This is a genomic window from Pseudomonas sp. SWI36 (genome assembly GCF_002948105.1).
Classification (GTDB): domain Bacteria; phylum Pseudomonadota; class Gammaproteobacteria; order Pseudomonadales; family Pseudomonadaceae; genus Aquipseudomonas; species Aquipseudomonas alloputida.
Map to the genome: position 1 here is coordinate 3,169,925 of NZ_CP026675.1, position 12,393 is coordinate 3,182,317.

Consider the following 12,393-nt stretch of genomic DNA (forward strand, 5'->3'; position numbering starts at 1 on the left):
GCTGTCCGATGTCCCGCTACCCCACGAGGTCGCCCCATGAACACTGAAGAACAAACCCTGATTGACGGCCTGTTCGGCCGCCTCAAGCAAGCCGAAGACCCGAGCCAGCCGCGTGACGCGCAAGCCCAGGCGTGCATCGAGCAGCACGTGCGTCAGCAACCGGCGGCGCCTTACTACATGGCCCAGGCGATTTTGGTGCAGGAGGCCGCAATCAAGCGCCTCGACGAACAGAACAAGCAGCTGGAAGCCGAGCTGCAGCAGGCCCGTGCCCAGGCTCAGGCGGCACAAGCCACCAGCAGTGCGCCGAGCAATGGCGGGGGTGGTTTCTTGTCCAGCATCTTTGGTTCGGGTGGGCGCAACGCAGCGCCGGCGGTGCAGCCACAGCGCCCTTCGGCGCCCCCTGTAGCGTCCGGTGGTGGCTGGCGCGAGCCGTCGGCCCCTGGTTTTGGCCAACCTCAGGCGCCGCAGCCTGGCTATGGCGCCGCGCCTGCGCGCAGCGGGGCCAGCAGCTTCCTTGGCGGGGCTATGCAGACCGCCGCCGGTGTGGCCGGTGGTGTGCTGCTGGCGCAGGGTATCAGCAGCCTGTTCAACCACAACTCGCAACCGGAAGAAGTGGTCGAGGTCATCAAGGAAGAGCCGGCGCCAGCCAGCGACAGTGGTGGCTGGAACGACCAGGGCGGGCAGCAGCAAGTGGCTGACAACGGTGGCTGGGGCAGTGACCAGGGCGGATACGCCGACGGTGGTTTTGGCAGCGATGACGGTGGGTTCTTCTCGGACGACGATTCTTACGTCTGACAGGTCTGGCATACTGCTGGCATTTCCGGGGTCGCTTTGCGCCCCTTCGCGGGCACGCCCGCTCCCACAGGTGTACGCGCGATACCTGTGGGAGCGGGCGTGCCCGCGAAGGGCTGCGCAGCAGCCCCCCAGCACTCCAGGCCAAAAATGAGGTTCCCAGGTGAAAAAGATCGCGCTGTTCGCCGATGTGCAGAACCTCTACTACACCGTACGCCAGGCCCACGGCTGCCACTTCAACTACACCGCCCTGTGGGCTGATGTCAGCCGCGAAGGCCAGATCGTCGAGGCCGTGGCCTATGCCATCGACCGTGGCGACAGCAAACAGCAGCAGTTCCAGCAGATCTTGCGCAACCTCGGTTTCGATGTGCGCCTCAAACCGTTCATCCAGCGCAGCGATGGCTCGGCCAAAGGCGACTGGGATGTGGGCATTACCCTGGATGTGATCGACGCGGCCAGCCGGGTCGACCAAGTGGTGCTGGCCTCCGGCGACGGTGATTTCGACCTGCTGCTGGAACGGGTAATCCAGCGCCATGGCACCGAAGCGGTGGTGTATGGCGTACCGGGGCTGACGGCGTTGTCACTGATCCGTGCTGCCACCCGCTACGTGCCCATCGAAGGCGCGCTGTTGCTCAAACACTAAGGTCTTTTCATGGAACGTATCGCTGTCATCGACTTTGAAACCACCGGCATTTCCCCCGGTACCGGCTGCCGTGCCACCGAGGTGGCGGTGGTAATGCTCGAGGGTGGGCGCATTGTCGAGCGCTACCAGAGCCTGATGAACGCTGGCGTGCCGGTGCCCGCCTTCGTCGCAGGGCTGACCGGCATCACCACCGCCATGCTGCGCAGTGCGCCGCCGGTGGAGAAAGTGATGAACGAGGTGGCCGAGTTTGTCGGTGGTACCCCATTGTTGGCGCACAACGCTGCTTTCGACCAGAAGTTCTGGGACTACGAGCTGGGCCGTATTGGCCGCAGCCGCAGCCAGCCCTTTGCGTGTTCCCTGTTGCTGTCACGGCGCCTGCTGCCCGCCGCGCCGAACCACAAGCTGGGCACTTTGACACGCTGGGCTGGGTTGCCGGACACGGGGACTGCGCACCGGGCCATGGCCGATGCCGAAATGGCCGCCAACCTGCTGCAGCATCTGGCGGGTGTGTTGCGCCAGGACCACGGGGTTCAGCAACTGTCGCACGAGCTGCTTTGCCGGCTGCAGAAGACCCCGGCTGCGAAACTGCGCGAAGCGCTGGCCAAGTACTGCAGGGATTAGCCAGTGAACGTCTGGGGGAGGGTCGCCTACGGCGAACGCACCAGAATTGTGCCGCTCATTTGAACCCGTTCTGTAACGTCCCTTCACCCAGGCAGGCCGTTAAACTGAGGCACCCGTAAACGGATTTCGAGTTTCCCCCATGCCTGCCTCCCGTCGTTTCCCGCTGCTGCTGATTGGCGCCTTCCTGGCCCTGTATCTGGTCTGGGGTTCCACTTACCTGTTCATTCGCATCGGCGTCGAGAGCTGGCCTCCGATGCTCATGGCCGGTGTGCGCTTCCTGATCGCCGGTGGCCTGCTGTACGGCTTCCTGCGTTGGCGCGGCGTGCCGGCACCTACCTGGCCGCAATGGCGGGCGGCAGGAGCGATCGGTTTCTTGTTGCTCAGCTGTGGCAACGGCGGGGTGACCGTGGCCGAGCATGCCGGCGTGGCTTCGGGCGTGGCGGCTTTGGCGGTGGCGACGGTGCCGCTGTTCACTTTGCTGTTCGGCCTGTTGTTCGGGCACCGCAATTCGAAGCTGGAGTGGGCAGGGATAGCCCTTGGGCTGGTGGGCATCGGCCTGCTGAACCTGGGCTCCAACCTGCAGGCAAGCCCGATAGGTGCGGCGCTGATCATCTTCGCGGCAGCGTCCTGGGCGTTCGGCTCGGTGTGGAGCAAGACCTTGCCGCTGCCCCAGGGGCCGATGGCCAGCGCAGCGGAAATGCTGGTCGGGGGGGCGGTGCTGTTGCTGGGCAGTGTGCTATCGGGCGAACGCATGACACAGCTGCCGACCGCCGCTGGCTGGGGGGCGCTGGCCTACCTGGTGTTCTTCGGTTCGATCCTGGCGTTCAGTGCCTACATGTACCTGCTCAAGCACGTGCGCCCGGCAGCGGCCACCAGCTACGCTTACGTCAACCCGGCGGTGGCGGTGCTGCTGGGGATCGTCTTTGCCGGTGAGCAGATTGGCGCGGAAGAGTGTGTGGCGATGGCAGTGATCATCGGCGCGGTGGTGCTGATCGGCTTGCCGCAGTGGCGCAAGGCACCTGAACCAGTGCCACCGTTGAAAGGTGAAATCTGCAAGTAGGCAGGGACGATGCGGTAAACTTGCCGCCTTCGCTGAACCCCCTGACGGTATTGCCATGAATTTCGCCAAACTCGGCCTGATCGAACCGCTGCTGCGTACGCTGCAGCAACTGGACTACACCACCCCGACCCCGGTGCAGGCCAAAGCCATCCCCGCCGTGCTGGCCGGCCGCGACCTGATGGCCGCAGCCCAGACCGGTACCGGCAAGACTGCAGGCTTTGCCCTGCCTGTGCTGCAGCGCCTGGCGCTGGAGGGCGAGAAGGTGGCCAGCAACTCGATCCGCGCCTTGGTGCTGGTACCCACTCGCGAGCTGGCCGAGCAGGTGCACAACAACGTGCGCGAATACGCCGAGAACCTGCCGCTGAGTACCTACGCGGTGTATGGCGGGGTCAGTATCAACCCACAGATGATGCGCCTGCGCCGGGGTGTCGACCTGCTGGTGGCTACCCCCGGCCGCTTGCTCGACCTGTTCCGGCAGAACGCCGTGAAGTTCAACCAGGTGCAGACCCTGGTGCTGGATGAAGCCGACCGCATGCTTGACCTGGGCTTTGCCGAAGAGCTGCAGTCGGTGTATGCGGCACTGCCGCGCAAGCGCCAGACGCTGCTGTTTTCCGCCACCTTCTCCGATCAGATTCGCATGCTGGCGGGGCTGGCGCTGAATGACCCGCTCAGTATCGAAGTGAGCCCGCGCAACGCCACGGCCGCCAGCGTCAAGCAGTGGCTGGTGCCTGTGGACAAGAAGCGTAAGGCCGACCTGTTCTGCCACCTGCTGCGCAAGCAGCGCTGGAAGCAGGTGCTGGTGTTCGCCAAGACCCGCAATGGCGTCGATCAGCTGGTGGAGCGCTTGCTGGCCGAAGGCGTGAATGCCGACGGCATCCACGGTGACCGCCCACAGGCAACCCGCCAGCGTGCGCTGGACAGCTTCAAGGCCCGTGAGGTGCAAGTGCTGGTGGCGACCGATGTGGCGGCCCGTGGCCTGGATATCGATGACTTGCCGCTGGTCGTCAACCTCGACCTGCCGATCGTTGCCGAAGACTACGTGCACCGCATCGGGCGTACCGGGCGGGCGGGCAACAAGGGCGAGGCGATTTCGCTGGTGTGTGCGGATGAAGTGCAACTGCTGGCGGCTATCGAGGTGCTGACCCGGCAGACCCTGCCGCGTCACGAAGAGCCAGATTTCATCCCCGAGCACCGGGTGCCGATGACCGATGCCAGTGGGCAGGTTATCAAGAAACCGAAGAAGCCCAAGAAGCCGAAAGAAAACAGCGCCAAGCGCGGGCTGGGGCGCTGGATGGACAGCACTGAAGCCGGCAGTGCGGAACCGGCGGTGAAGGCTGTGCGCAAGGTGCCGAGCTTCAATGGTGGGCCGCGCAAGCGCAAGCCTTGAGGTTTTGGGGCCGCTTTGCGGCCCTTTCGCGACGCAAGGCCGCTCCCACATGGGCTGCACAATCTGGATTGACGCAGTACTGTGGAAGCCGCCCCGGCCAGCTGTCAGGAAGCCCGCACCCAATCTGCCGCTGCCCGCCCGGCGCGCAAGCCGCTGGCAAAGCACGCCGTGAGCAGATACCCCCCGGTCGGCGCCTCCCAGTCCAGCATCTCGCCGGCACAGAACACCCCCGGCATGCCCTTGACCATCAACCCCTCATCCAGGCCCTCGAAGCGGACCCCGCCGGCACTGCTGATCGCTTCATCCAGCGGCCGCGTGCGTACCAGGGTGATGGGCAATGCCTTGATGGCCCGGGCCAGAGCATCAACGTCGGCAAAGGTCGCCTGATCGGTCAGTTCGCGCAGCAGTGCCGCCTTGACCCCATCAATCCCCAGCTGGCTGTGCAGGTGCTTGGCCATGGAGCGTGAACCGCGCGGTTTGGCCAGTGCCTGGGCAATCTTGTCCACAGGCTTGTCCGGCAGCAGGTCGAGCAACAGTACCCCGCGGCCTTCACGGTGGATGGCCTCGCGTACCGGTGCCGACCAGGCATACACCAGGCTGCCTTCCACACCTTGGGCGGTGAGGATGAACTCGCCTTTGCGCGGTGGGCTGCCCGGGACGCTGAGGGCGATGTTCTTCAGCGGTGCGCCCGCGAACTTGTCCTTGAGCAGCGCGCTCCAGCCCTCTACTTCAAAACCGCAGTTGCTCGGCTGCAGGGGCGAGATATCCACAGCCCGTTCTGCCAGCAGCGGTTGCCAGCTGCCGTCAGAACCCAAGCGCGCCCAGCTGGCGCCACCCAGCGCCAGCACCACGACCGAGGCTTTCACCTGCCGTTCGCCCTGTGGATAAGCAATTCGCAAGCTGCCATCGGTGTTCCAGCCCAACCAGCGATGGCGGGTGTGGATAACTACCCCGTTGTCGCGCAGGCGCTTGAGCCAGGCACGCAGCAACGGTGCGGCTTTCATGTCGGTGGGGAACACCCGGCCTGAGGTGCCGACGAAGGTTTCGATGCCCAAACCATGAATCCACTGGCGCAATGCGTCCGCATCGAAGTCGCGTAGCAGGGCCTCGATTTCGCCCTGGCGTTCGGCATAGCGTGCCACGAACGCCGGGTAGGGCTCGGAATGAGTGATGTTCATGCCCCCGACACCCGCCAGCAGGAACTTGCGGCCCACTGAAGGCATGGCATCGAACACCTCGACCGCCAGGCCTGCCTTGGCCAGTGCTTCGGCCGCCATCAGGCCGGCGGGGCCGCCACCGATGACGACAGCGGGGGGAGGGGATGCGGGGGTCAGATCGGGCATGGTGGGCAGCAGGCTGTGGAAAAGAGGCGCATTCTACCGCAGCGCTGCCCTTGGAAGCACTGGTCAAAAAATAGCCAGTGTCATGCAGGCCTTGCCAGTAAAGGGCTACAGCGCCTTTCGCGCAGGTTATCCACAAGCGGTTCCACAGTCATTGTGAACAACCTATGACACGTGCCGCGCTGTGGTGAAGGATGCCGTGGCGTCTGGCCAAGGCTGTGCGGTCCTTGCTGTAGCCTCCGCCGATCACGCCCATCACCGGGATATCGCGGCCCAGGCAGTGGCGCAGCACGGCTTCGTCACGGGCGGCAACGCCTGCGTCGGTCAGCTGCAGGTAGCCCAGGGCATCGTCCTTGTGCACATCGACACCGGCGTCATACAGCACCAGGTCGGGTTGATAAAGCGGCAGCAGGTAGTTGAGAGCGTCGTCCACCACCTTCAGGTAGGCCGCGTCGCCCATGCCTCGGGGCAGGGGGATGTCCCAGTCGCTTTGTGCCTTGCGGGCGGGGAAGTTCTGCTCGCAGTGCAGCGACACGGTGATGGCCTCGGGCGTGTCGTGCAGGATGCGCGCGGTGCCGTCACCCTGGTGCACGTCGCAGTCGAAGATCAGCACCCGGTGTACCCGGCCTGCTTCCAGCAGGTAGCGGCTGATGACCGCCAGGTCGTTGAAAATGCAGAAGCCGGCGGGGTGGTCGTAATGGGCGTGGTGGGTGCCACCGGCGAGGTGGCAGGCGATGCCGTGCTGCAGCGCCATCTCGGCGGTCAGCAGTGAGCCACCGACAGCGCGCACGGTACGCCGGGCCAGGGCCTCGCTCCAGGGCAGGCCGAGGCGGCGCTGGTCCTCGCGCGACAGCTCGCCGTTCATGTAGCGCTCAATGTAGCTGTGGTCATGGGCCAGGGCGAGGATGTCGTTGGGGCAGATGTCCGGGCGCAGCAGGGCCTGGTCGGTGGTCAGCCCGCTGCCGACCAGGTGGTCGTGCAGCAGGCGGAACTTGTCCATCGGGAAGCGGTGTTCAGCGGGGAACTCCGGGCTGTAATCTTCGTGGTAGATCAGCGGCAACGGCATGGATGGGGTCGCAATCAGGGCCAGTGCTGATCTTGCCATGACGGGTGACTGCAATGGGAGTACCTGTTTCTTGCGCCGGTACCGCTCCCACAGAGATGGCGTTTATGTTTGAGGGCTATTTTTCTGTGCTGGCCAATACGCGTTGCCAGTCAGGTTCGTTCAGTCGCCCGAGGATACGTGCCTTGCCATTGCCATCCACCGATACGAACAGGGCGCTGGCATAGTTGCTTTGACGTTCGCCGCCAGCAACGTGCTGCTGGCGGGCAAAGTGGTCGATGCAGCCGTTGTGAGTCACCAGCACCAGGTTGTGGCCCGCGCGTTTGTGTGCAAGCGCTTCGTTGGCGAACTGGCTGTCGCAGCTTTCGAGCCAGTCCTCGCTGGCCACCGCCTGACCCAGTATGAAGTGCGCGGTTTGCCGGGTGCGCAGTTTAGGGCTGGTGAGCAAGTCGGCGCTGTTCAGGCCCAGCCGTTGCAGCCCTTGGCCAACGCGGGCAGCGGCCTGGCTACCGCTCAGGGTGATCCCCGTGGGGTCTTCCAGGCAGGGGCCGGGGGCGCTGTCGCAGCGTTCGGCGTGGCGGATCATCACCATCACCGCACCGTCGGCCCAGTCCTGCAGCAGGCCGCTGTCACTCAGTTGTTGCTCGTTGCCAAGGTCCACGATGTGCGTCCTCGTCGCCAGCCAGGTGGTCAACGCCGCCACGACCATGCACAGGCCCAGGGCGGCTCCGACGGCTTTGCGAGTCAGGCGTCGCTTGCGCCGGGCATGAATGGCGGGGTGCCCCAGGGTGTTGCTCGATAGCATGCGTTGCTCCGTTGGCAGTACCGCGGCTGGCGCGGTGGTGGATGGCGGCATCCTGCCAAGCGGCCTGTTGGGGGCCAGTGAAGGGCGTGTGAAAATTGCATTTGGCGGCTGCCGGCTGGGTGAAACCCGCGCCCGCGCCTACGCTGTAAACTGCAAGGCGGTAAACCGGAGCAGGCCCGATGACCCCCATCCTCGAACTGGAAAGCGCACGGCTGGTGCTGCGCCAATGGCATGACGATGACTTGCGCGAGTTCGCCGCGCTGTGCGCCGACCCACAGGTAATGCGCTACTTTCCGGCGCCGCTGACGCGCGTTGAGGCGGCTGCGTTGATCGGCCGCGTGCGTGGGCATTTCAATGAGTACGGTTTTGGTTTGTGGGCCCTGGAGCGCAAGGACAGTGGCGCGTTCATCGGCATGACCGGGTTGCTCAATGTCAACTTCGACGCGCCTTTTGCCCCGGCGGTGGAGATCGGCTGGCGTCTGGCACGCCGTCACTGGGGCCTGGGCTTTGCCAGCGAAGCGGCGTGGACCTGCCTGCGTTGTGCCTTTGCCCAGTTGCGCCTGGAAGAGGTCGTGTCGTTCACCAGCGAATGCAACCTGCCGTCGCAGAAGGTGATGCAAGCCATCGGCATGCAGCAGGACCTGCAAGGCAGCTTCGAGCACCCCCGCCTGCCCATCGGCCACCCGCTGCGCCCGCATGTGCTGTACCGGATCGATCGCGCGCACTGGGAGCGCACCCTGCGCGCCTGAATGCACAGCCATGCCCGGTGCGAATGACAAACGCTGTATCATTTGCCTACTTGGAAGGCGCTTGCCCGTAACACGTTCAGCGCCTGTGAAATCGAGCGCCGCTCGGGCGGCGCATCGCGAGCTAGGCTCGCTCCTACGGAGAACCGCCGATGAGTCATGTGTTGGACGACCTGGTCGACCTGTTGAGCCTCGAATCCATCGAGGAGAACCTGTTCCGTGGACGTAGCCAGGACCTTGGCTTCCGCCAGCTTTACGGTGGCCAAGTGCTGGGCCAGTCGTTGTCGGCTGCCAGTCAGACGGTCGAGGACGCGCGCCATGTGCATTCGTTGCACGGCTACTTCCTGCGCCCGGGCGATGCCAGCCTTCCAGTGGTGTACTCGGTAGACCGCGTGCGCGATGGCGGCAGCTTCAGTACACGGCGGGTGACGGCGATCCAGAAGGGCAAGACCATCTTCACCTGCAGCGCGTCTTTCCAGTACGACGAGGAAGGCTTCGAGCACCAGGCGCAGATGCCTGACGTGGTCGGCCCGGAAAACCTGCCTACCGAGGTCGAACTGGCCCGTGCCATGGCCGACCAGTTGCCCGAGCGCATCCGCGACAAGGTGCTGTGCGCCAAGCCGATCGAGATCCGCCCGGTCACCGAGCGCGACCCGTTCAACCCCAAGCCGGGCGACCCGGTGAAGTACGCCTGGTTCCGCGCCGACGGCAACCTGCCTGACGTGCCTGCCCTGCACAAGTACATGCTGGCCTACGCCTCGGACTTCGGCCTGCTGACCACGGCGTTGCTGCCCCATGGCAAATCGGTGTGGCAGCGCGACATGCAGATCGCCAGCCTCGACCATTCGCTGTGGTTTCACGGCAACCTGCGCGCCGACCAGTGGCTCCTGTACGCCACCGATAGCCCCTGGGCCGGCAATTCCCGTGGTTTCTGCCGCGGCAGCATTTTCAACCAGGCCGGGCAACTGGTGGCATCGTCGAGCCAGGAAGGCCTGATTCGCCATCGCAAGGACTGGGCATGAGCCTGGGCGAGGTGCGCAACTGGGTGTTCGACATGGACGGCACCCTGACCGTGGCCGTGCACGACTTCGCCGCCATTCGGGTGGCGCTGGACATCCCGGCCGAACACGACATCCTCACCCACCTGGCGGCCTTGCCGGCAGAGGAAGCGGCGGCCAAGCATGCCTGGTTGCTGGAGCACGAAAGGGACCTGGCAACGGCCTCCACGGCGGCCACCGGGGCGGTGGAACTGGTGCGCGAGTTGGCCGGGCGCGGGTGCCGGCTGGGTATTCTGACCCGCAATGCGCGTGAGCTGGCGCATGTAACGCTGGAGGCCATCGGCCTGGCGGACTGCTTCCCGGTGGAACACATTCTCGGGCGTGACGAGGCTGCGCCCAAGCCGAGCCCGGATGGGCTGCTGAAGATTGCCAGCGCCTGGGGCGTGACGCCGAGCGAACTGGTGATGGTGGGGGATTACCGCTTTGACCTGGACTGCGGGCGGGCGGCGGGGGCGCGCACGGTGCTGGTGAACCTGCCGGACAACCCCTGGCCAGAGCTGGTGGATTGGCATGCAGCGGATTGCCGGGCGCTGAAGGTGATGCTGGGCTGACGCTTGTGTTGGCAATGCGGGCCTCTTCGCGGGCATGCCCGCTCCCACAGGTATTGCGCAAGTCTCGGGTCATTTGGTGCCCCTGTGGGAGAGCTGGTGGATTGGCATGCGGCGGATTGCCGAGCGTTGAAGGTGATGCTGGGCTGACGCTTGTGTTGGCAATGCGGGCCTCTTCGCGGGCATGCCCGCTCCCACAGGTATTTGCGCAAGTCTCGGGTCCTGTAGTGCCCTGTGGGAGCGGGCGTGCCCGCGAAAGGGCCGGATCTGTCTATGCTGAACCCCATTCTTTGCTCTGATACGGAGACCCACCCATGAGCAGCAAAGCCATCTACGTACAACCCGGCGGCGGCTACGACAAGGTCGAGGTCGGCACCTGCGAGGCCCAGGCCCCCCAGGCCGGCGAGATTACCGTGCGCCTGCACGCCAGTTCCCTCAACTACCACGATTTTGCCGTGGTCAGCGGCATGTGGGGCCCAAGCGAGCGACGCATCCCCATGGCCGATGGCGCCGGCGAGGTGGTTGCGGTGGGGCCTGGCGTCACTGAGTTCCAGGTCGGCGACAATGTGGTCAGCACCTTCTTCCCCGACTGGCTCGATGGCCAGGCCAATGTCGAGGGCTTTGCCCGGGTGCCCGGCGACGGCATCGATGGCTACGCCCGTGAACAGGTGACTGCTCGCGCCACCGCCTTCACCCTGGCCCCCCAGGGTTTCAGCCATGCCGAGGCTGCCACCCTGACCACCGCCGGCCTTACCGCCTGGCGCGCGCTGATGAGCGATGATCACCTCAAGCCCGGCGACACGGTGCTGGTGCAGGGTACTGGCGGTGTTTCGATTTTCGCCCTGCAGTTCGCCAAGCTGGCGGGTGCGACCGTGATCGCCACCTCGTCCAGCGATGCCAAGCTGGAGCGCCTGAAGGCCCTGGGTGCCGACCACCTGATCAACTACAAGAGCACCCCGGCCTGGGGTGAGAAGGTGCGCGAGCTGACTGGCAACCGCGGTGTCGATCATGTGATTGAAGTGGGCGGCCCGGCCACGCTGGAGCAGTCGATGATTGCCGCGCGCATTGGCGGGCATGTTTCACTGATCGGCATCCTTACCGGGGTGGCCGGGCAGTTGCCGCTGGTGCAGGCGCTGGTGCGGCAGATTCGGCTGCAAGGGGTGCTGGTTGGCAGCCGAGCGCAGCAGCAGGCGATGGTGCGAGCGATCGATGCCAACGGCCTGCGGCCGGTGGTGGACAAGCATTTCGAACTGGAGCAGATCGTTGAGGCGTTCCGTTACCAGGAGAGCAACCGGCATTTCGGCAAGATCTGCCTGACCTGGTGAAGTGAGGGCAGGGTAGCTGGATGTAACGGCCACCCTGCACGCCAATATACTCGTCTTGCACTGCCTGACAGTCAGTCCGGCAGTAGCCGGTCGCGGCTGTTGGACAGGTGCAGGCATACCGCCGCCCGTGCCGCATCCGGGTCTTGTCGGCGGATGGCATTGAGGATTGCCTCATGCTCCAGGTTGGCCAGGTACGCTTGCCGCGCCAGCTTGGCCCCCGCGCGCTCGGCCAGGGCCATGCGGTTGCGCGGTATCAGGCCGTTACCCAGTTGCAGCAGCATCTCGGTGAAATACAGATTGCCGGTGGCCTCGGCAATCAGCAGGTGAAAGCGCCGGTCGGCTTCGATACAGCTGTCGCCGGCAGCGGCCAGGTCCTGATAGTCATCCAGCGCCTGGCGCATGCGCGCCAGTTGCCCCTCGTCACGACGCAGTGCGGCCAGCGCGGCAGCCTGGCCCTCAAGGCCAATACGCAGTTCCAGCAGATCGCGCACATTCGCCGCGCTCTCCGCCGCAACGCGCAGGCCGGCCTGGGCCTGGCGCTCCATCACGAACGTACCGATCCCGTGGCGCGGCTCCACCAGCCCAGAGGCCTGCAGCTTCGACAAGGCTTCGCGAACCACCGTGCGGCTGACCCCGTGCTCGCGCACCAAGGTGTTTTCCGAAGGCAGTTTGTCGCCTGGTTTGAAGGTGCCCAGCAGAATCTGCTGGGTCAGGCTGGAAACCAGGTCATGGGCACGGCTATGGCCGCGTTTGCGCGCGTGTTCGGGTTCCATGTGTGATCCGCTTCTTGATTTGCTTGTACGACAAGTTAATCGATAGAAAAATTTTTTGCCGATTTTTCGCGCATCCAATTCAGCATGTAATTGATCTGTTTTTGCACGTTCGTATCAAATTAGCATTGTGACAGCTTGTATTTTGCTATTTTGCCGACGTTAATGATCTTGTCGTACAACCTCGCTGCGAATAAGCTCCTCCCCACTGCCATGTCAGACAACCCGACCCGCA

The 12,393-nt window shown here is 64.8% G+C and carries 13 protein-coding genes; 9 read left to right on the forward strand and 4 right to left on the reverse strand.

Annotation, left to right across the window (positions count from 1 at the left end):
- Positions 1–36 precede the first annotated feature (36 nt).
- From C4Q27_RS15140 to C4Q27_RS15160, 5 genes are all read left to right on the forward strand, one after another.
- Positions 37–795, forward strand: a complete 759-nt coding sequence (locus C4Q27_RS15140) for a DUF2076 domain-containing protein (RefSeq protein WP_003249808.1) — start codon at positions 37–39, stop codon at positions 793–795.
- A gap of 160 nt (positions 796–955) precedes the next feature.
- Positions 956–1,435: an NYN domain-containing protein gene (locus C4Q27_RS15145; RefSeq protein WP_004576858.1), complete on the forward strand. Its 480-nt coding sequence runs from the start codon at positions 956–958 to the stop codon at positions 1,433–1,435.
- 9 nt (positions 1,436–1,444) lie between these two features.
- On the forward strand, positions 1,445–2,056 hold the full coding sequence (locus C4Q27_RS15150) for a PolC-type DNA polymerase III (RefSeq protein ID WP_020192908.1): 612 nt from the start codon (positions 1,445–1,447) through the stop codon (positions 2,054–2,056).
- Between the two features lie 139 nt (positions 2,057–2,195).
- On the forward strand, positions 2,196–3,116 hold the full coding sequence (gene yedA / locus C4Q27_RS15155) for a drug/metabolite exporter YedA (RefSeq protein WP_014592487.1): 921 nt from the start codon (positions 2,196–2,198) through the stop codon (positions 3,114–3,116).
- A 55-nt stretch (positions 3,117–3,171) separates the two neighbouring features.
- Positions 3,172–4,503: a DEAD/DEAH box helicase gene (locus C4Q27_RS15160; protein ID WP_104887013.1), complete on the forward strand. Its 1,332-nt coding sequence runs from the start codon at positions 3,172–3,174 to the stop codon at positions 4,501–4,503.
- Between the two features lie 104 nt (positions 4,504–4,607).
- On the opposite strand, the gene C4Q27_RS15165 is transcribed toward C4Q27_RS15160, so the two are convergent.
- From C4Q27_RS15165 to C4Q27_RS15175, 3 genes are all read right to left on the reverse strand, one after another.
- On the reverse strand, positions 4,608–5,846 hold the full coding sequence (locus tag C4Q27_RS15165; protein WP_104887014.1) for a TIGR03862 family flavoprotein: 1,239 nt from the start codon (positions 5,844–5,846) through the stop codon (positions 4,608–4,610).
- Positions 5,847–5,994: 148 nt separating this feature from the next.
- Positions 5,995–6,909, reverse strand: a complete 915-nt coding sequence (locus C4Q27_RS15170) for a histone deacetylase (protein ID WP_104887015.1) — start codon at positions 6,907–6,909, stop codon at positions 5,995–5,997.
- Positions 6,910–7,024: 115 nt separating this feature from the next.
- Positions 7,025–7,711 carry a histidine phosphatase family protein gene (locus C4Q27_RS15175; RefSeq protein WP_104887016.1) on the reverse strand — a complete coding sequence of 229 codons (687 nt, stop codon included), beginning with the start codon at positions 7,709–7,711 and terminating at the stop codon, positions 7,025–7,027.
- 179 nt (positions 7,712–7,890) lie between these two features.
- Here C4Q27_RS15175 and C4Q27_RS15180 point away from each other — a divergent pair, with 179 nt between their 5' ends.
- The 4 genes from C4Q27_RS15180 (at position 7,891) to C4Q27_RS15200 (ending at position 11,388) form a co-directional block, all read left to right on the forward strand.
- Positions 7,891–8,460, forward strand: coding sequence for a GNAT family N-acetyltransferase (locus tag C4Q27_RS15180; protein ID WP_019438917.1), 570 nt, complete (start codon positions 7,891–7,893; stop codon positions 8,458–8,460).
- A 149-nt stretch (positions 8,461–8,609) separates the two neighbouring features.
- Positions 8,610–9,479, forward strand: a complete 870-nt coding sequence (tesB, locus tag C4Q27_RS15185; RefSeq protein WP_104887017.1) for an acyl-CoA thioesterase II — start codon at positions 8,610–8,612, stop codon at positions 9,477–9,479.
- Complete coding sequence (locus C4Q27_RS15190) at positions 9,476–10,066, forward strand: HAD family hydrolase (RefSeq protein WP_003249853.1); 591 nt, start codon at positions 9,476–9,478, stop codon at positions 10,064–10,066. The genes tesB and C4Q27_RS15190 overlap by 4 nt, the downstream gene beginning before the upstream one ends.
- Positions 10,067–10,377: 311 nt before the next feature.
- Entirely contained in the window at positions 10,378–11,388 is a 1,011-nt protein-coding gene (locus C4Q27_RS15200) for an NAD(P)-dependent alcohol dehydrogenase (RefSeq protein ID WP_064491234.1), read from the forward strand.
- Between the two features lie 71 nt (positions 11,389–11,459).
- Here C4Q27_RS15200 and C4Q27_RS15205 read toward each other — a convergent pair whose 3' ends face one another.
- Positions 11,460–12,161 (reverse strand): FadR/GntR family transcriptional regulator, encoded by a 702-nt coding sequence (locus C4Q27_RS15205; RefSeq protein WP_003249857.1) that lies wholly within the window; start codon positions 12,159–12,161, stop codon positions 11,460–11,462.
- Positions 12,162–12,393 lie beyond the last annotated feature (232 nt).

Excerpts from the sequence above, each read along its gene's own strand:
- C4Q27_RS15140 (WP_003249808.1), top strand. The coding sequence starts at position 37 with ATGAACACTGAAGAACAAACCCTGATTGACGGCCTGTTCGGCCGCCTC.
- C4Q27_RS15150 (WP_020192908.1), top strand. The coding sequence starts at position 1,445 with ATGGAACGTATCGCTGTCATCGACTTTGAAACCACCGGCATTTCCCCC.
- yedA (WP_014592487.1), top strand. The coding sequence starts at position 2,196 with ATGCCTGCCTCCCGTCGTTTCCCGCTGCTGCTGATTGGCGCCTTCCTG.
- C4Q27_RS15160 (WP_104887013.1), top strand. The coding sequence starts at position 3,172 with ATGAATTTCGCCAAACTCGGCCTGATCGAACCGCTGCTGCGTACGCTG.
- C4Q27_RS15165 (WP_104887014.1), bottom strand. The coding sequence starts at position 5,846 with ATGCCCGATCTGACCCCCGCATCCCCTCCCCCCGCTGTCGTCATCGGT.
- C4Q27_RS15170 (WP_104887015.1), bottom strand. The coding sequence starts at position 6,909 with ATGCCGTTGCCGCTGATCTACCACGAAGATTACAGCCCGGAGTTCCCC.
- C4Q27_RS15175 (WP_104887016.1), bottom strand. The coding sequence starts at position 7,711 with ATGCTATCGAGCAACACCCTGGGGCACCCCGCCATTCATGCCCGGCGC.
- C4Q27_RS15180 (WP_019438917.1), top strand. The coding sequence starts at position 7,891 with ATGACCCCCATCCTCGAACTGGAAAGCGCACGGCTGGTGCTGCGCCAA.
- tesB (WP_104887017.1), top strand. The coding sequence starts at position 8,610 with ATGAGTCATGTGTTGGACGACCTGGTCGACCTGTTGAGCCTCGAATCC.
- C4Q27_RS15190 (WP_003249853.1), top strand. The coding sequence starts at position 9,476 with ATGAGCCTGGGCGAGGTGCGCAACTGGGTGTTCGACATGGACGGCACC.
- C4Q27_RS15200 (WP_064491234.1), top strand. The coding sequence starts at position 10,378 with ATGAGCAGCAAAGCCATCTACGTACAACCCGGCGGCGGCTACGACAAG.
- C4Q27_RS15205 (WP_003249857.1), bottom strand. The coding sequence starts at position 12,161 with ATGGAACCCGAACACGCGCGCAAACGCGGCCATAGCCGTGCCCATGAC.